Genomic DNA, 17,616 nt, shown 5'->3' on the forward strand with positions numbered 1-17,616 from the left:
TCCACACTTTACATCAACACTTCTTCTTATAAGTAACACAAATGCTCCATCCAACTCGAACCTAACTTCGCAACCGCTTAAAATATCGTTCATCATACCCAAGCCGTTCAGAAGCCTCATTCCCTGCTTCCATAACCTTTTTAGCAATTCGATTGATTTTATGATCTGTCATCCGCTGGATAGGACCGACGACGGTAATGGCACTAACAACTTGACCAGTATAATCACGAATTGGTGCAGCCACAGACCTTGTACCTTCTGTTAACTCCTCTGTACTAACTGCGAACCCTTGCTCTCGAATGATTTCAAGCTCACCTTGTAATTGCCCTGGATCCGTAATAGTATTGTGCATATGTTTAACCAAGCCCCCATCAATTACCTTTCCGACAATTTTTGGTTCACTAAAAGCTAGCAGGACTTTACCGGAGCTTGTGCAATAGGAAGGATTTCTTCTGCCAAGATGGGTCAGGATGCGAACGGGATGATTGCATTCTTCCTTATGAATATAAATCGTATCAAGTCCATCAAGTATGGCTAAGTGCGCCGTCTCTCCTGTATCGTTCACGAGTTTGTATAATACCGGTGCAGCCTCCTTATGAATTTCTAAATCATTTGTAATAATTCCACCTAAAGTAAGGACAGATAATCCTAATCGATAAGCATTTGTCTTCTCGTCTTTTATCACAAAGCCTTCGCTTGCTAATGTAGAGAGCAGCCTGCTTACAGTACTTTTTGCTAATCCTAACGATTCTGCCAGCTCACCAACTCTTTTTGTCGGTTCAAAGGTTGAAAAACTTTTGAGTAAACGTAGTGCATTTTGAACGGAAGAAAGAATTTGTGGACCACCCTTTATCTTAGACATTGTTTCTTTTCACCCTCCGATTTTTTCTTTGTTCTGTATAAAAGAACTGATTTTATTTATTATCATATCAGTAAGAAACCTTTATGTACAAGTAAATGATAACGCTAACTATAATGTGAAGTTTAATATAATAACAAAAAAATTACAATTTGTTCCGCATAGGGGAACTACTGTCTTTTTTCATTTTAGCTTAATCTCTATACTAGGTTTAAGCAGATAAATAGATTCTTCGTTTCTTGTTGGAGTATTTATTTATCAAAAAGATAATTCAAGAGGTAATGTATCCGTTTCCATTAAATGAAGGAGGAATTTTACATGCAAACAACAGAAACAAAGCCGGGCGTAAAACCAATTGATTGCTCCCACTATATTAATGGGGAATATGTGCAATCAAAAGATGGAAAGACATTTGAAAACGTTAACCCAGCAACAGAAGAGGTATTAGGAGTTGTTGCAGAAGGTGGAAAAGAAGAAGTAGATTATGCAGTTGGTGTTGCTAGGAAAGCACTTAAAGGCGAATGGGGAAACATGCCGGTTAGAGAACGATCTGCTATTATCCGTAAAATAGGGGATTTGATTTTAGAAAGAAAAGAGGAATTAGCAACACTTGAATCGCTAGATACAGGTAAGCCATTATGGCTTTCAAAAAAGGTAGATATTGATCGTGCAGCATATAATTTTCATTTCTTTGCTGATTACATGACAACAGTCGGGACGGAAGCTTACCAGCAGGATGATATAGCGTTGCACTATGCAATCCGTCGCCCAGTTGGTGTTGTTGGATTAATTAATCCATGGAACTTGCCGCTGCTACTTATGACATGGAAGCTTGCACCAGCATTAGCAGCAGGAAATACAGTCGTTATGAAACCATCGGAAGTAACACCAATGACAGCAACAGTGTTAGCTCAAATTTGTACGGATGCTGGGGTGCCAGATGGCGTGGTAAATATGGTACACGGTAAGGGTGAAACAGGGGCAGCAATTACTTCACATGATGATGTTGATGCAATTGCATTTACTGGTGAGACGATTACTGGTACTGCGATTATGAAGGCGGCATCACCAACGATCAAGAAATTATCATTTGAGCTTGGTGGGAAAAATCCAAACCTTATATTCGCAGATGCGGATTTAGATGATGTAATAGATACAACAATGCGTTCAAGCTTTATTAATCAAGGGGAAGTTTGTTTATGCGGGTCAAGAATTTACGTTGAACGTTCGATTTACGATGAGTTCCTGGAAAAATTTGCAGCAAGAGCAAAGGAATTAAAATTAGGCGATCCATTTGATCCAGAAACAAAAGTTGGGGCATTGGTAAGTGAAGAACATTATAAAAAAGTACTTAGCTTTCTAGAAATTGCCAAAGAAGAAGGCGGCACATTCTTAACAGGTGGGAAAGTTCCTGAGGGATTGGATAAAGGATTCTTCGTAGAGCCGACGATTATTACAGGGTTAGGAAAAGACTCACGATGTGTGCGTGAAGAAATCTTTGGTCCAGTAGTAACGGTTATTCCATTTGATACGGAAGAAGAAGTATTAGAGCAAGTGAATGATACAAACTACGGGCTTAGTGCTAGTCTGTGGACGAGTGATATTAAACGTGCTACTCGAGTAGCAGCGCAAATTGAAGCTGGAATGGTCTGGATCAACACTTGGTTCTTACGTGATCTGCGTACTCCATTTGGAGGAATGAAACATAGTGGCTTAGGACGTGAAGGTGGAGCACATAGCTTTGACTTCTACTCAGAATTAACGAATATTACGATCAAGCATTAGGAGGAAACGTTTATGAAAACGGAATACACACCTAATACGGAAGGCCTTGCAGAACATTTAGCTAGTGCATGGGATAAGAGGGAAGGGGTTCAGCCAGTTACTGTGCTGAATCCTGACCTATCAGTAGATGATGCATATCAAGTACAATTGCACACGATTGAAGAGGAAGTTAAAAAGGGGCAGCGGATTACTGGAAAAAAGATTGGGCTAACCTCTAAAGCCATGCAGGAAATGCTTGGTGTTGGCGAACCGGATTATGGACATTTATTAGACAAGATGCATGTAGAAAATGGTGGAGAGATTTCATTTTCAAGAGTGTTACAGCCAAAGGTTGAAGGTGAAATTGCGTTTATCCTTAAAGATGATTTAGTTGGACCAAATGTTACGACGATGGATGTGCTTGCTGCAACAGAGGCAGTTGTACCAGCACTCGAAATTGTTGATAGCAGAATCAAAGATTGGAAGATTACATTAGCAGATACTGTTGCTGACAATGCTTCATCTGGATTATATGTCCTAGGTGATAAAGCTGTAAAACTTACAGAAATCGATATAAAACAAATTGGCATGACGTTATATAAAAATAATGTGCTGCAAAATACAGGCGTTGGAGCTGCAGCATTAGGTGATCCGGCAAAATGTGTTGCATGGCTTGCTAATAAACTATCAACCTATGGAATTACGTTAAAAGCCGGAGAAGTCATTCTATCTGGAGCATTATCAGCTGCAATCGAAGGAGAGCCAGGAGATACATTTTATGCAAAGTTTTCTGATTTAGGTGAAGTGCGTGTGTCCTTTGTAGGTAGTTAAGAAAGTAAAACGACTTTCTTACTAGATAAGTGCGGGCTTTGACTGTCACCGAAAGGCTTAGGCCTTGCCTTAGTTTTCTAAAATAAATGGGGAGGTACCCAAATGGAAAAAGTCAAAGTTGGAATAATTGGGTCCGGAAATATCGGTTCTGACTTGATGGTTAAATTAACGAAATCAGACGTGTTGGAATTAACAACAATGATGGGAATCGATGCGACATCAAGAGGAATGCAGCATGCCAAATATTTGGGACTTCAAGTATTTGATATTGGTGTAGATGGTTTATTGGAACAGCCGGAATTAGTTGATATCGTGTTTGACGCGACGAGTGCTGGAGCACATATCCATAATGCAGAAGTTGCAAAAAAGCTAGGCAAACAAATGCTTGATTTAACACCGGCTGCTATTGGACCATTTGTAGCACCTACTGTTAATATAGCGGAGCATTTGGACGCAGACAATGTAAATTTAATTACTTGTGGTGGGCAGGCAACAATCCCGATTATCCATGCAATTAACCAAGTTGCACCAGTTGAATACGGAGAAATTGTTGCAACCATTTCCAGTAAAAGTGCTGGTCCGGGAACAAGAGCTAACATAGATGAATTTACGGAAACAACCGCTAAAGCAATCGAACAAGTCGGTGGTGCAAAGAAAGGAAAGGCAATTATTATCCTAAATCCTGCAGAGCCACCAATTATGATGCGCGATACCGTCCAAGCAATTGTTGAGGAAGGTGCAGTGGATCAAGAGAAAATTACAAATGCAATCTCTCGAATGGTAGAAAAGGTTCAAACATTCGTTCCAGGCTACCAATTACGTACGGAACCAATTTTTGACGGGAATAAAGTAACAGTTTTCCTTGAAATTGAGGGAGCAGGACATTTTCTGCCAAAATATGCCGGGAATTTAGATATTATGACAGCAGCTGCAGTAAAAGTAGCAGAGGAATTAGCAAAGAATCGTGTAAACGTATCGGCAAACCAATTGTAGGAAAGGAGGATGAATATGGTGAATCAATCTGAAATTAAAATTACGGAAGTTGCGTTACGTGATGGTAGTCATGCAATTAGCCATCAGTACACAGTTGACCAGGTTACAGCTACTGCAAAAGCATTAAACGAAGCGCATGTTCCTTATATTGAAGTGTCTCATGGTGATGGATTAGGTGGCTCTTCATTACAGTATGGATTATCTCGAACTAATGAGCTTGAATTAATCGAGGCTGCTGTATCAGTCACTGACTTTTCAAAGATTGCGGTATTGTTGATCCCAGGAATTGGGACGATTGAGGATTTGAAGGAAGCTGCTAATTTGGGTGCGAAAATGGCAAGGGTCGCAACGCATGTAACAGAAGCAGACGTTTCCAAACAGCATATTCAAACTGCAAAAGAATTAGGTATGGAGACGGTTGGTTTTCTAATGATGAGTCATATGGCACCAACAGAGAAATTACTTGAGCAAGCAAAATTAATGGAAAGTTATGGTACGGATACTGTTTATGTTGTCGATTCCGCAGGTGCTCTACTTCCACATCAGGTTAAGGAAAGAATTAAGTCGTTGAAGCAAGCATTAAATATAAATATTGGTTTCCATGGTCATAATAATCTGTCGCTCGCAATGGGGAATACATTAGCTGCAATTGAAGAAGGAGCGAATCGAATCGATGGTAGCATACGCTGTCTAGGAGCAGGTGCAGGTAACACGCAAACAGAGGTATTGGTTGCTGTATTAGAGAAGATGGGTATTCAAACAGGCATTGACCTTTATAAAATTATGGATATAGCGGAAGACATTGTCGCACCGTTTTTACCAAAGCCTCAAGAGATTAATCGTGATAGTTTAACTTTAGGCTATGCAGGAGTCTATTCTAGTTTTCTCTTACATGCTAACCGAGCTGCAGAGAAATTCTCAGTAGAATCTAGAGATATTCTAGTAGAACTAGGCAAGAGAGAAATTGTTGGGGGTCAGGAAGATATGATCGTGGATGTTGCAGCTGAGCTCTCAAAAGCGGCAACCAAATAACTATTTTAAATAAGAAATACGTGCATGGGGGAGAAGGACATGGACAAAGAGTTAATTCAAAAGCTAGCAAACTATACACATCATGCTGAAAAGGAAAAGCAGGAAATAAAAAAGATTACAGCAGATCTATATCCAGAGCTTACGATTGATGAGGCATACCTCGTTCAAGAAGAACTAGTTCGTCAAAAGCTTGAAGAGGGTCTTACAATCGTTGGCCCAAAGATGGGTATTACGAGCGAAGCTAAGATGAAACAAATGAATGTCGATAATCCAATATATGGATATGTATTCGATAACATGGTTGTTGAAGAAGGGGAACCTGTCTCTGTTTCCAACTATATCCATCCCAAAATCGAACCAGAAATTGGATTCGTTTTAAAAAAGGATTTAGAAGGACCTGGTGTAACAGCACTTGATGTACTACTAGCAACTGAATATGTATTTCCAGCAGTAGAGATTATCGATAGTAGATACGAAAATTTCAATTTCACATTGCCGGATGTTATTGCAGATAATACTTCTGCCGCTGGAGCGATATTTGGTACATATTTGCGAAAACCGGAAGAATTAGAGCTGGATGTTGTGGGTGTGACATTAGCGATCAATGGTGAAATAAAATCGCTCGGTGCAGGAGCGGCAGTTCTTGGCCATCCAGCTAATTCTGTTGCAAGACTGGCAAATATGTTAAGTGAAAAAGGAGAAATGGTAAAAGCTGGTCAGCCAATTTTAACAGGCGGAGTTACAGCTGCTGTTCCAATTTCTCCAGGGGATTACGTACAAGTAAAATATGGTGGTTTAGGTGATGTAAGCTTTGCAGTGAAAGAATAATTAGAAAAAATTAGGGGGTGGGGATTTGCCACTAGTGAATATTCAAATTATGGAGGGACGAACTCCAGATAAAATCGAAGCACTTCTAAAAAATGTAACCAATGCTGTAAGTGAATCATTGGATGCTCCTAAGGAAAATGTACGTGTCATTGTTACAGAAGTACCGAAAACGCATTGGGCTATTGGCGGGACATCAGCGAAAGAGCTTGGTAGATAATGGAGAATAGGTAGGGAAGCCCCTACCTATTCTCCAGAATACTTATGATTTATCACGGAGTAGATAAGCTTTTTTCCAAGTTTCTCAATCTGGGAGTTTTTTCGGTATTGAACATAGACTTTATTCGGTATACTGGTGAGCGCTGATATATCTCTGATGATTATTTTTGATTTATATTTCTTATCGATACCAAGTTCAGGAATAATCCCAATACCTAACTCGTTTGCAACTGCATTCAAAAGCATTTCATTATTTTCGACATCAATTCGAGTAATATTACCCGCGCTGATTAGTTGATGATCGATGGACTTCCATAACTCAGAGTTTCGTTTATAACTTAAGATTGTTTCGCCATGTAAATCTTCAATGGCTAAGGTTTGTTTTTTACACAGGTGATGATCGATTGGAAGAACAACTACAAGATGATTATCGAATAGATATTCTGACGTAATGTAAGGGCTATTTGGGAGCATATCTCTCGTAAAAACAAGATCAACTTCTCCTAATAGAGCCTTTTCATTCAGGCTAACAGAATCATAGCCATCTACAACTTGAACATCAATATTGCCAACGGATTTAACCGCTTTCAAAAGTTCGATAATAAAAGAATATGAGTAACCAGGGGAGAAGCCTACCTTGATCACAGGAGTCTTTATCATATTTCTAATTTCCTTAGAATGTTTCATATTGATCAAAATATTTTTTGCATATTCTGTAAAAATAATCCCTTCTTCTGTTAAGGAGATTTCATGACCAATCCTAGTGAATAATTCGCACTTTAAAATATCTTCTAGAGATTTTATTCTTGATGTGACGGTCGGTTGCGTGACGTTAAGTACATCTGCAGCTTTTGAAAAGCTTTTACATTCAGAAACAGTAAGGAAAGTTTCTAATTGGCTTTCGTTCATCTGATTACCTCCGAGCCCACTTATCAATGGTTTGAATGATGAGTCAATGAGTACTTTATCGTTTCAATTGCTATTTATCCTTATTAAAAATTAGCTATTTAGTTTTAATAATAGGTTATAAATTCACCTCATGTCAATTAAGTTAACGATAAATAATGGAAAGTATAATATTTTTCAAAAATTGGGTATTAAATTTATTTTATAAAATGATAGAAAACCAAGAATAATTCAATTGGATTCTAAATAATCTGTCTCCTATAATTAATTATAAGCTAAAAAGCCAAATCAAACGAATATAAGTGATCACCAAGGAGGGAACTGCTTGAACTGCTATAGCTTGCAATATATTCGGATGAGTGAATCATTAAGAGGGAAATTTATAAGCTAGCAAAGCTTTCTGGAGATCTATTCATAATCGGTACAAATGAGAAACGAACGAGAAGCGGCGATTAAAATGCAAGCGCTAACAGAATTGGGTATGGCGATTTTTCAATAAGCCAAGGTGGAATAGGGAAACAGGAAATTCGTACATGAGAAAAATTAATAGTTAATATTGATGGTAGGGAAGTTAAACTACCCTTTCTTGAAAAGACGGAGGAAACATCGTCAGGAAGTTAGTGTAAACGGCAATAGCAATATGCTTAAATTTGTTTGCTGGCCAAATGAATACATTAATAATTGGAGGGCTTAAAATGGAGCGCATCATACAGGACAATGTTGAAAAAAGTGAGTTTCTTGTTAATCGACGTGTCTTTAGTGATAAAGAGATACTAGCAAGAGAACGTGCTGAAATATTTAATAAATGCTGGTTATTCATTGGGCATGAAACGGAGATTCCAGAACCTGGTGATTACAAACGGAAAAAAGTAGGTGGGCGTAATTTACTGTTTGTCCACAGTCATGATGGTGAAATCAGAGCATTATTCAATACATGTCCACATCGTGGTGCACTTGTTTGTAGAGAAGATTCAGGAAATTCAAGGGTTTTCCGATGCTTCTACCATGCGTGGAGTTTTAAAAATGATGGTGAATTAGTAGGTATGCCTGGAAAGGATGGTTTTCCTGAAGGGTTTAATGATGAGGGTACGAAAAACATGAAAGCGGTTAATAGACTGGAGAATTATCGTGGTTTCATGTTTGTGAACTTCGATGAAAATGCTGTTTCACTGGAGGAATATCTAGGAAATGCTAAGGAATACATTGATCTAGTAGTTGATCAGTCTGAATATGGAATGGAAGCTCTTGGCGGGGTACAGCAATATAGTGTAAGAGCGAATTGGAAACTATTAGCTGAAAATAGTGTGGACTTGTATCACGGTATGCCAACACATAAGACATATTTTGATATTAAACAAGCACAGGACCCTAATTTAAAACGTGTGAAGCTGGAAGGTAAGGGCATCAATTTAGGTAATGGACACAGTGTTATTGAATATGTTGCTCCATGGGGAAGACCAGTTGCACAGTGGACGCCAATTTGGGACGAAGAGTTTAAAAATGATATGGAGAAAATGAAGGAGCGATTAGCAGAGCGTTTTGGTGAAGAGCGCGCGAACCGAATTGCCAATTACAACCGAAACATTGTCATTTTCCCGAATCTCGTAATCAATGACATTATGGCTGTAACCGCTAGAACCTTCTATCCGTCATCACCGGGCTATATGGAAGTTCAGGGGTATTCACTAGCTCCTAAAGGTGAAAGTGATAAGCACCGATTAGCTAGAAATAATAACTTCCTAGAGTTCTTAGGACCAGGTGGTTTTGCAACACCAGATGATAACGAGGCACTTGAATTATGTCAAGAGGCTTATACCAATAACACGGAAGTTCAGTGGAATGATATCTCTAAAGGAATGGTTAGAGGGGAAGGAAATGCCCTAGCAACAGATGAACTGCAAATGAGGAGTTTCTGGAGACATTATAATTCAATTATTCAAGCATCCTTGGATAAGGAGGTTGCACATCAATGACTGTAAAAACACTAGAACGTCAAGATATCGTTGATTTTCTATACACTGAAGCGAAAATATTAGACGAGTGGAGATTATTGGATTGGGCGGCACTTTTCACCGATGACGGAACTTATGTGGTTCCACCAATCGGTGAACCGGAAGCTATTCCTACTAAATCACTATATTATATTCATGATAATCGTTCGCGACTACAGGAAAGAGCAGAAAGATTATTAAAGAAAGAAGCACATGTCGAATACCCGCATTCTACGACAACGAGAAACTATCATAATATTCTAGTTAGTGATATAGAATCTGATGTCATTACAGTGGAGTGTAATTTTACGACACATCGCACAAAACGAGAGGTTGTCGATACGTTTATCGGCAAAATAAAATATGAAATAGTAAGAGAAAATGACCGGTTAGCGATTCAAAGAAAAAAAGTTGTGCTAAATTTAGATAGTTTACGACCACATGGGAAAATTAGCTTAATTCTGTAGGAAATCACTTCATGAAAGGTGGTGCATGATATGAGTAACGAACAAGAAGTAGTTGATATCGCCATTATTGGTGGTGGTCCAGTGGGCATGTTTACTGCCTTTTATGCAGGCATGCGCCAAGCAAGTGTGAAAATAATCGAGAGTCTGCCACAGCTTGGAGGTCAGCTAGCTGCATTATATCCAGACAAGTACGTCTATGATGTAGCAGGTTTCCCTAAGATAAAGGCTAGTGAGTTAGTGGATCGGTTAGCAGAACAAATGAATCAATTTGAGCAGGAGATTTGTTTAAATGAAGAAGTTATCGAGGTAACAAAGGAAGATGATGTATTCAAGCTTATTACAAGCTCACAAATTCATTACTCAAAGACAATTATTATTACTGCTGGAAATGGCGCTTTTAAACCGAGAACAATGAATCTGGAAGAGGAAGCTAAATTTGAAAATACGAATCTTCACTATAGTATAAAAAACATCCATGATTTTGCGGATAAAGATGTCGTAATTTTTGGCGGCGGAGATTCAGCAGTTGATTGGGCTTTAATGCTAGAGAAAATCGCGAGTAGTGTATCGCTTGTTCATAGGAGAGATCGTTTTCGAGCACATGAACACAGTGTGAAACAATTAAAGGAATGCTCGGTTAATATTCTTACTCCCTATGTTCCTACTGCTTTACTGGGGGACTCGAAGCTGGAATCCATCATATTGAAGGAATCAAAGACAAAAGAGGAAATCGAGTTGAGAGCAGATGATTATCTAGTAAACTATGGATTTATCTCAAACCTTGGTCCAATTAATAATTGGGGATTAGAAATAGAGAAGCATTCGATAGTAGTTAATTCAAGGGCAGAGACTAATATTCCAGGAATTTATGCTGTCGGCGATATCGCAACCTATCCTGGGAAGGTCGAGTTAATGGCAACAGGTTTCGGTGAAGCACCAATCGCGGTTAGTAATGCAAAAGTGTTCATCGATCCGAATGAATCCATTCATGTTGCACATAGTACATCGATTATGAGTAGAAAGAGTCATCAGAATAAAGAAACGATAGCTCAGAAAAAAGCGCAAGCTTCCGTTTAGCGGGAAGAATCACTGGAAGTAGGCACTTAAGCTAGACGTGGCAAACATTAGATTTAGATAGAGTATTTTATGATTCTATTTCAAATTAAAAATATACTTAGGGGTGAAGGAAATGTCAAAGGTTTCAGAGGAGATTGTTAAAGAGTCTGCACAAGTAAGGTTAGATAATTATTTGAGAACGGTTGCACATTTAGGGCATGTTGAAATAAGTGTCACAAAATTTGAAGAGTCTTTATGGTTTTATCGAGAAGTAATGGGATTAGAGGTAACAGCAATAGAAGGGGATCGTGCTTATTTAAGAGCGTGGCAGGATTTTGACCATCATACATTAGTATTAAAAGCAGCTGATGTCTCCGAGGTGAATCGTGTCGGTTGGCGTGTAAGCACAAAAGAAACCCTAGGACTATTTGAGAAGCAACTAACAAAAATGAATATTGAGTTTAACTGGGTAGAGGGTGGAAGTAAAAAGGCGTTGGGCGATGCAATTCATTTTACATCACCATCGGGTATCCCGATTGAACTATATTGGGAAAAAGAATTATTCGTTACGGATGATCCGAAACTGAAGTCTCCATTACCTAGTCATCCAAGTAAATATCCGGCTAGAGGTGTCTCGCCACGCCGCTTCGACCATGTGAATTTCATGGTAGATGATGTTCAAAAAGAGCAGCAATGGTGGACTGAGTTACTTGGCATTCATCATCGATACTTCGTACAGAATAAAGAGGATGTACGTCTAGGTTCATGGTTAAGCAGAACAAACATTGCTCATGAGATTGCGTTCATGAGAAACGGTAACCAGAATGGAGGCGTTTTCCATCATCTAGCATACTATCTTGATTCACCTGATGAGCTATTACGTGCAGCAAATATTATGGCGGAAAATGAAATCAAAATAGAGTGGGGACCTGGTAAGCATGGAACAAGTGGAGCACAATTTATCTATGTATTCGAGCCATCTGGTCACAGAGTTGAGATTTGGACAGGCGGAATTCTAATGTTTGCTCCGGAATGGAAGCCAATCGAATGGCCAGCTGGAGTTGGTGAGCTTGGTCTGGAAATGTGGGGAAGTAAGCCACCACAAAGTTACTTTACTTACGGTACGAAGTTAGGTAAATAAACTGGAAGGAGATAGACAATTTAATAGTCTATCTCTCTATTCTAAATTATGAATGCTAGGGGAGTCCAAAAGTGGAGAAAAGCTTAAGGATTGATTTTCATACACATGTAATATCAGAGGAGTTTTTAAATTTAGCTGAAAAATATGGGGATGATCGTTGGCCTATCTTAGAGAAAACATGTGACTGTGGTGCCAACATTATGCTAAAAGGCAAGAAATTTAGAGAGATTACGGATCAAGCATGGGATTCTGAAACTCGCTTAAAGGATATGGAGAATGAAGGTATTGATATTCAAGTTCTATCTCCAATTCCTGTTACGTTTAGTTATTGGTCAGATCCGGAACAAGGACTAGAGCTTGCGAAATTCCAGAATGATTTTATCGCTTCAATTGTAAAAGAGCATCCAACGAAATTTATCGGTTTGGCTACTGTTCCACTGCAAGATGCTGATTTAGCAATCCAAGAAATGGACCGGGCAATTAATGAACTCGGACTTCGAGGGATTCAAATTGGTAGTAACGTAAATGGTAAGAATTTAGATGATGATGCACTCGATTCATTCTTCAAGGCCGCGAATGATAAGAATGTACCACTATTTGTTCATCCATGGGAAACAATGGGAAGAGAAAGAATGCCACGGCATAATTTCATGTATATGGTCGGTATGCCATCGGAAACGGCACTCGCAGCTGGAAGCATTATTATGAGTGGAATGCTTGATAAGTATCCGAACTTAAAAATTTGCTTCGCACATGGTGGCGGGTCTCTTCCATATTTATTACCTAGAATGGACAAGGGATGGAATGTATGGCCACAAATAAGAAAGACCGAGAAGGCTCCAAGTCATTATGCGAAATTACTTTATTATGACACGCTAGTTTATGATGAGAATAATCTGCAATTTATGATTGACCGTTTCGGGGCAGATCAAATTATAGCCGGTTCAGACTATCCATTCCTGCTTCGTGAAGCACCGTCTGGAAAAGTGGTCGATAAATTAACGACACTGAGTGATGAGGAAAAAGGAAGAATTCATGGACTAAATGCCCTGCGATTTTTAGGGTTAGATGTCGAAAACTTTCAGTAAAAATGTTTAAAAAATAGAACACCAGGACGAAAGAACGCCAAATCTTAGACATAGGGAGAGGATAACTTTGGCATTTGTCATTACACATCCATGTACAAACGAAAAAGCGGGAGAATGTGTCAGTATATGCCCTGTAGATTGTATTACTGAAGGACCTGACCAATTTTTTATTGATCCAAATGCATGTATTGATTGTGGTGCATGTGTTGCAGCGTGCCCAGTCGAGGCAATCATTGATGAACATGATTTAACAGAGGACCAAGAGGTTTATTTGGAGAAGGCAGAGAGCTTTTTCGGATAGATGAAACGACACTACGATGAATTACTTATAATAGATGTTGAATAAAATGTTTCCATTAAGTCTTTGCTTAATGGGAACATTTTTATTTTTGCAACATTTGTACAGTGAAAAGGGATTTTACAATCTTACCTGACAGGTAATGGATGAAAGTGCAAATTAGTGCCTATTTTTATTTGAGATTTCAGTAGAAGCTGGTCCAAGGGTAATATTTTAAATTATCAAATATACGCTTTTTAAATTTTAACTAACTACCAATACTTTATTGTTTGTAGTTACGATATAATATTAGACTGTTGTAGTTTAGAAACGGATATTTACCTATGTAGCACTATCTTAGCGTAGGAAATACGCGAAGACTCCTCGAAAATCAAGTTTCATTTTCTTCGTGCGATGTAACGCTGACGAAGCCTTCCTTGTCCTGCGGGAAGAAGAGCCTAGGTGAGACTACGAAGTGCGACAGCATGAGTTGGCTCACCAGCTCCCCCGCGGAAAGCGAAGTGTATTTCCGGAGCGACTGGTCCGAGAGTACTTCGCATATTTAACTAGTTCGCACTTAATCTATATAAGTTATTATCATAATCTTTATCTTTCCTAACAAAGAAGATGATTGAGGTAACGTCATTTGGTGAACTATAATGAGTTTATCAGAGGAAATTTTATGCCAATGAAAAAAATAGTCGCATAGATTGGAGGATGTCATGCATAATATTCGTGAAATCGAAGAGAAAGATAACTTATTTATAGAAGGAATTATTAAGAAATCATTGGAATCATTTCATTTAGATATACCTGGAACAGCATATTATGATCCATATTTGAACAATCTCTATGAATTTTATCAAACACAACCCAATTCTAAATATTGGGTGATTGAGAATGAGGAAGGAGAGGTTGTTGGCGGCTGTGGGATTGGTCCTTTTGATAAGGAAGGGAAAATAGGCGAATTGCAAAAACTTTATCTCGCTCCAAAGGCGCAGGGGAAGGGACTAGCTAAAGAGTTAATGAAAGTAGCACTCGAGTTTGCAGGAGAGCATTATGCTCATTGTTACTTAGAAACATTTGCCATACTAGAAAATGCAAATCATTTATATGAAAAATTTGGCTTTAGACGATTAGAACAATCACTTAGTGAAACAACGCATGATTCTTGTGATACATGGTATATGAAGGAGTTATAGGGGATAAGTAGTAAATGTTTTTTTAGAAAATATTTTTGGACTGTAAGGGGCCTCTTTTCTCGATATTTTCTGTTCAATATTTCATAAAATTTATACTTGAAATGAATAATAATTATTTATGAGAATTTATTAGGTTTTTTGGATACCTAGAATCGCATTAGGTACAACGTAAGAAGTTAAGCGGTACTAGTCATATACCCCATATCCTATGATAAAAGTAGTAGTCATTTAGCATTAAAATAGTTAATAGAAGATTTACGAGGTTGTAATTGTTACTAAATATCTCTCAGGTATTCTTATATTGTAAGTTAAACTTGAGAGGAGAGTTTTTACATGTATAAGAAAATTGGAGTGGTTGCATTAAGTGCTGGGCTAGTTTTTTCAGGATTAAGTTTAGGAACAGGAGACGCTGCGAAGCAAGACTTAGACGGGAAAGATAATAGGAACAAAACTGGCAAAGGGGAAAAGGTAGAAAATGTAATCTATATGATCCCAGACGGATTTAGTGCAGACTATGCTTCAAATTATCGAATTTACAAAGGTGAAGAAGCAATCTGGGACTCTCATTTAAAAGGACTTTTCACGACATACTCTGCCAATTCTGACATAACTGATTCTGCTGCTGCGGGCACGGCAATGGCAACTGGATCAAAAACGAATAATGGTAGGATTGGTATTGATGCAGAGGGGAACAAACTAGAATCAATCCTTGAAGCATCCGAAGAAAAAGGGAAATCAACTGGAATTGTCGCCACATCTACAATTTCCCATGCAACTCCAGCATCCTTCGCAGCGCATGTTGAAAGTCGTAATAATGAAACAGAAATAGCAAGACAATATATTGATGGTGGTTTAGATGTCATCCTAGGTGGTGGAAAGAATAACTTCTTACCAGTATCTGAAGGTGGAAACCAGGAAGAATTAAATTTAATTGAAAAAGCAGAAGCACAGGGTTCTACATATGTGGAAACACGTGATCAATTATTAGACATAGATAAATTAAAGGTTGATAAAGGTGATAAGCTACTTGGTCTTTTTGCAGACGATGCTCTAGCTCCTGAACTACATCGCGGTGAAACCGAAGAACCAAGTCTTGCTGAAATGACCGAAACTGCTATCGACGTATTGGAAGAAGATAAAGACGGATTTTTCTTAGTAGTTGAAGGCAGCCAAATTGATTGGGCTGGACATGATAATGATGCTGCATGGGCAATGTCGGATGTTGCAGCATTTGAAGAAGCTGTGGAAGAGGCAATTGATTTTGCTAAAAAAGACAAGAAAACATTAGTTGTAGTTGCTGGTGACCATGATACAGGTGGTATGACTACAGGAGCAAATAACTCGATGGACTTAAACGCTTCAATCCTTAATGATGTTAAAGCAACTGGTGATTACATGGCAGCACAGCTCAATGGAGATCGTTCGAATGTAGCAGAGGTTATTAAGATGTATACTGGGTTTGAATTGTCTGAGGCTGAATTTCAATCGATTGCAGAAGCAGAAAATGCTTCCCTTGCAATCAGTAAGGTAATTAGTGATAGAGCATCTATTGGTTGGACAAGTCCTAACCATACTGGGGCAGATATTCCTGTATATGCTTATGGTCCACAATCTGATAAATTTGTTGGATTCCATGATAATACTGATTTACCAAAAATTATTGCTAAAGCACTGAAATTAGGAAGATAAAAAATGATGTGACTGTATTTAAAGGAAACTTACCTTCTAGTTGGAGGTAGGTTTCTTTTAATTTTAGCAGACACATTGAGTCGAAGTGCTAAAGTCAATTGCTGACCACTCCAATACCATTGGTCCGTTCCCATAGTTAACAAGTCTAATCTTATTTAGATGCAGTTGCTCTAACGACTTGATATAATTGGTATATGTGAAAGGGGAGCGAATACAATGAAACTTAGCGTACTGGATCAGGCACCAATAACGAAGGGTAATACTGCTGTTAATGCATTAATGAATGCAGAAGAACTCGCGATATTGGCAGATGATTTAGGATATGAACGGATGTGGATGGCAGAGCACCACGGAACAGATGCATATGCCAGCTCAGCACCGGAAGTAACAGGGGCACATCTAGCTGCGAAAACAAAGAACATTCGAATCGGTACTGGCGGAGTCATGATGATGCACTACTCGCCACTCAAACTGGCGGAAGTGTTTAAAACGCTTAGTGCCTTTTCACCTGGACGGATTGATTTCGGCGTTGGTCGTGCGCCTGGTGGCGATAGTTATTCTATTTACGCACTCTCTGAAGGTCGCCAACCGATGTATGATAATATGTATGAGAAATTTGATACTGCAATGAAGTTAATCAATGACGAGGTGCCTGAGGATAATTTATACAACAAGAATATAGCAACACCTCCAAATATTACGTTACCTGAAGCATGGCTCCTTGGCTCGAGCGGAAATAGTGCATTACAGGCGGCAAGAATGGGTGTTGGTTATTCTTTTGCTCAATTTTTTAATGGTGAAATGACAAGGGAAGTCCTTGAATTATATAGAAATAGTTTCATTCCTTCTGCTTTCATGGAAAAGCCGATTATCAATGCAGCCTATATGGTGACGACGGCTGAAACGAAAGAGGAAGCGGAGTTTGAAGCTCGTCCACACGATATTTCCCGTTTATGGTTGATGAGAGGGAGAATGGGGCAGGCTTTAACGCCAGAGGAGGCCCAAAATTACCCACTTACGGAAATGGATCGGATGACTATAAAAGAAAATCGTAAACTGCATTTAGTAGGAGCTGCTAAGGAAATCGCGACTCAGCTGCAGGAAGAACAAGCGCATTTTGGATTTGATGAGGCGATGATTTGTAGTATTCCCCATTCGCAGGAGAAGCGATTGGAAGTTTATCGATTATTAGCTAAGGAGCTTCTTTGATTGTTTTATAAAAAATGCAGCAAGATAAAAAACACCAAGTCTTGGATTTAACTCCATACTTGATGTT

17 protein-coding genes are annotated in these 17,616 nt (G+C 38.7%); 15 read left to right on the forward strand and 2 right to left on the reverse strand.

All coding sequences use genetic code 11. The features are described from left to right. Positions 1–61 precede the first annotated feature (61 nt). Positions 62–862 carry an IclR family transcriptional regulator gene (locus CWR45_RS08745; RefSeq protein WP_115749482.1) on the reverse strand — a complete coding sequence of 267 codons (801 nt, stop codon included), beginning with the start codon at positions 860–862 and terminating at the stop codon, positions 62–64. A gap of 315 nt (positions 863–1,177) precedes the next feature. On the opposite strand from CWR45_RS08745, the gene CWR45_RS08750 reads away from it, so the two are divergent. The 6 genes from CWR45_RS08750 to CWR45_RS08775 all read left to right on the forward strand — a co-directional run bounded on the left by CWR45_RS08750 (position 1,178) and on the right by CWR45_RS08775 (position 6,524). Further along, positions 1,178–2,644, forward strand: a complete 1,467-nt coding sequence (locus tag CWR45_RS08750) for an aldehyde dehydrogenase (RefSeq protein ID WP_115749483.1) — start codon at positions 1,178–1,180, stop codon at positions 2,642–2,644. 12 nt (positions 2,645–2,656) lie between these two features. Further along, the gene (locus tag CWR45_RS08755; RefSeq protein ID WP_115749484.1) at positions 2,657–3,454 is read left to right on the forward strand and encodes a 2-keto-4-pentenoate hydratase; all 798 of its coding nucleotides are present in this window, start codon (positions 2,657–2,659) and stop codon (positions 3,452–3,454) included. A 102-nt stretch (positions 3,455–3,556) separates the two neighbouring features. After that, positions 3,557–4,447, forward strand: coding sequence for an acetaldehyde dehydrogenase (acetylating) (locus tag CWR45_RS08760; protein ID WP_115749485.1), 891 nt, complete (start codon positions 3,557–3,559; stop codon positions 4,445–4,447). A gap of 15 nt (positions 4,448–4,462) precedes the next feature. Further along, positions 4,463–5,479 carry a 4-hydroxy-2-oxovalerate aldolase gene (dmpG, locus tag CWR45_RS08765; RefSeq protein WP_115749486.1) on the forward strand — a complete coding sequence of 339 codons (1,017 nt, stop codon included), beginning with the start codon at positions 4,463–4,465 and terminating at the stop codon, positions 5,477–5,479. Between the two features lie 39 nt (positions 5,480–5,518). Next, on the forward strand, positions 5,519–6,307 hold the full coding sequence (locus CWR45_RS08770) for a 2-keto-4-pentenoate hydratase (protein WP_115749487.1): 789 nt from the start codon (positions 5,519–5,521) through the stop codon (positions 6,305–6,307). Positions 6,308–6,341: 34 nt separating this feature from the next. Further along, entirely contained in the window at positions 6,342–6,524 is a 183-nt protein-coding gene (locus CWR45_RS08775; RefSeq protein WP_425453611.1) for a 4-oxalocrotonate tautomerase, read from the forward strand. A gap of 26 nt (positions 6,525–6,550) precedes the next feature. Here CWR45_RS08775 and CWR45_RS08780 read toward each other — a convergent pair whose 3' ends face one another. Then, entirely contained in the window at positions 6,551–7,432 is an 882-nt protein-coding gene (locus tag CWR45_RS08780; protein WP_115749489.1) for a LysR family transcriptional regulator, read from the reverse strand. A 692-nt stretch (positions 7,433–8,124) separates the two neighbouring features. On the opposite strand from CWR45_RS08780, the gene CWR45_RS08785 reads away from it, so the two are divergent. The 9 genes from CWR45_RS08785 to CWR45_RS08825 all read left to right on the forward strand — a co-directional run bounded on the left by CWR45_RS08785 (position 8,125) and on the right by CWR45_RS08825 (position 17,549). After that, positions 8,125–9,402 (forward strand): aromatic ring-hydroxylating oxygenase subunit alpha, encoded by a 1,278-nt coding sequence (locus tag CWR45_RS08785; RefSeq protein ID WP_115749490.1) that lies wholly within the window; start codon positions 8,125–8,127, stop codon positions 9,400–9,402. Continuing rightward, the gene (locus CWR45_RS08790; RefSeq protein ID WP_115749491.1) at positions 9,399–9,887 is read left to right on the forward strand and encodes an aromatic-ring-hydroxylating dioxygenase subunit beta; all 489 of its coding nucleotides are present in this window, start codon (positions 9,399–9,401) and stop codon (positions 9,885–9,887) included. The genes CWR45_RS08785 and CWR45_RS08790 overlap by 4 nt, the downstream gene beginning before the upstream one ends. A 30-nt stretch (positions 9,888–9,917) precedes the next feature. After that, entirely contained in the window at positions 9,918–10,964 is a 1,047-nt protein-coding gene (locus CWR45_RS08795; RefSeq protein WP_115749492.1) for an NAD(P)/FAD-dependent oxidoreductase, read from the forward strand. A gap of 112 nt (positions 10,965–11,076) precedes the next feature. Further along, the gene (locus CWR45_RS08800; RefSeq protein ID WP_115749493.1) at positions 11,077–12,084 is read left to right on the forward strand and encodes a VOC family protein; all 1,008 of its coding nucleotides are present in this window, start codon (positions 11,077–11,079) and stop codon (positions 12,082–12,084) included. Between the two features lie 71 nt (positions 12,085–12,155). Further along, positions 12,156–13,172, forward strand: a complete 1,017-nt coding sequence (locus CWR45_RS08805; protein ID WP_115749494.1) for an amidohydrolase family protein — start codon at positions 12,156–12,158, stop codon at positions 13,170–13,172. A 67-nt stretch (positions 13,173–13,239) separates the two neighbouring features. Then, on the forward strand, positions 13,240–13,473 hold the full coding sequence (locus CWR45_RS08810) for a DUF362 domain-containing protein (RefSeq protein ID WP_115749495.1): 234 nt from the start codon (positions 13,240–13,242) through the stop codon (positions 13,471–13,473). A 698-nt stretch (positions 13,474–14,171) separates the two neighbouring features. Then, positions 14,172–14,651, forward strand: coding sequence for a GNAT family N-acetyltransferase (locus tag CWR45_RS08815; protein WP_115749496.1), 480 nt, complete (start codon positions 14,172–14,174; stop codon positions 14,649–14,651). Positions 14,652–14,984: 333 nt separating this feature from the next. Next, positions 14,985–16,340: an alkaline phosphatase gene (locus tag CWR45_RS08820; RefSeq protein WP_115749497.1), complete on the forward strand. Its 1,356-nt coding sequence runs from the start codon at positions 14,985–14,987 to the stop codon at positions 16,338–16,340. 216 nt (positions 16,341–16,556) lie between these two features. Then, a complete protein-coding gene (locus CWR45_RS08825; protein WP_115749498.1) occupies positions 16,557–17,549 on the forward strand; it encodes an LLM class flavin-dependent oxidoreductase in 993 nt (330 codons plus the stop codon). Positions 17,550–17,616: the final 67 nt, after the last annotated feature.

The organism is Oceanobacillus chungangensis (assembly GCF_003369565.1).
GTDB lineage: Bacteria > Bacillota > Bacilli > Bacillales > Amphibacillaceae > Oceanobacillus > Oceanobacillus chungangensis.

What these genes read in the sequence shown, in the direction of transcription:
- CWR45_RS08745 (WP_115749482.1), bottom strand. Translation starts at nt 862, where the DNA reads ATGTCTAAGATAAAGGGTGGTCCACAAATTCTTTCTTCCGTTCAAAAT.
- CWR45_RS08750 (WP_115749483.1), top strand. Translation starts at nt 1,178, where the DNA reads ATGCAAACAACAGAAACAAAGCCGGGCGTAAAACCAATTGATTGCTCC.
- CWR45_RS08755 (WP_115749484.1), top strand. Translation starts at nt 2,657, where the DNA reads ATGAAAACGGAATACACACCTAATACGGAAGGCCTTGCAGAACATTTA.
- CWR45_RS08760 (WP_115749485.1), top strand. Translation starts at nt 3,557, where the DNA reads ATGGAAAAAGTCAAAGTTGGAATAATTGGGTCCGGAAATATCGGTTCT.
- dmpG (WP_115749486.1), top strand. Translation starts at nt 4,463, where the DNA reads ATGGTGAATCAATCTGAAATTAAAATTACGGAAGTTGCGTTACGTGAT.
- CWR45_RS08770 (WP_115749487.1), top strand. Translation starts at nt 5,519, where the DNA reads ATGGACAAAGAGTTAATTCAAAAGCTAGCAAACTATACACATCATGCT.
- CWR45_RS08780 (WP_115749489.1), bottom strand. Translation starts at nt 7,432, where the DNA reads ATGAACGAAAGCCAATTAGAAACTTTCCTTACTGTTTCTGAATGTAAA.
- CWR45_RS08785 (WP_115749490.1), top strand. Translation starts at nt 8,125, where the DNA reads ATGGAGCGCATCATACAGGACAATGTTGAAAAAAGTGAGTTTCTTGTT.
- CWR45_RS08790 (WP_115749491.1), top strand. Translation starts at nt 9,399, where the DNA reads ATGACTGTAAAAACACTAGAACGTCAAGATATCGTTGATTTTCTATAC.
- CWR45_RS08795 (WP_115749492.1), top strand. Translation starts at nt 9,918, where the DNA reads ATGAGTAACGAACAAGAAGTAGTTGATATCGCCATTATTGGTGGTGGT.
- CWR45_RS08800 (WP_115749493.1), top strand. Translation starts at nt 11,077, where the DNA reads ATGTCAAAGGTTTCAGAGGAGATTGTTAAAGAGTCTGCACAAGTAAGG.
- CWR45_RS08815 (WP_115749496.1), top strand. Translation starts at nt 14,172, where the DNA reads ATGCATAATATTCGTGAAATCGAAGAGAAAGATAACTTATTTATAGAA.
- CWR45_RS08820 (WP_115749497.1), top strand. Translation starts at nt 14,985, where the DNA reads ATGTATAAGAAAATTGGAGTGGTTGCATTAAGTGCTGGGCTAGTTTTT.
- CWR45_RS08825 (WP_115749498.1), top strand. Translation starts at nt 16,557, where the DNA reads ATGAAACTTAGCGTACTGGATCAGGCACCAATAACGAAGGGTAATACT.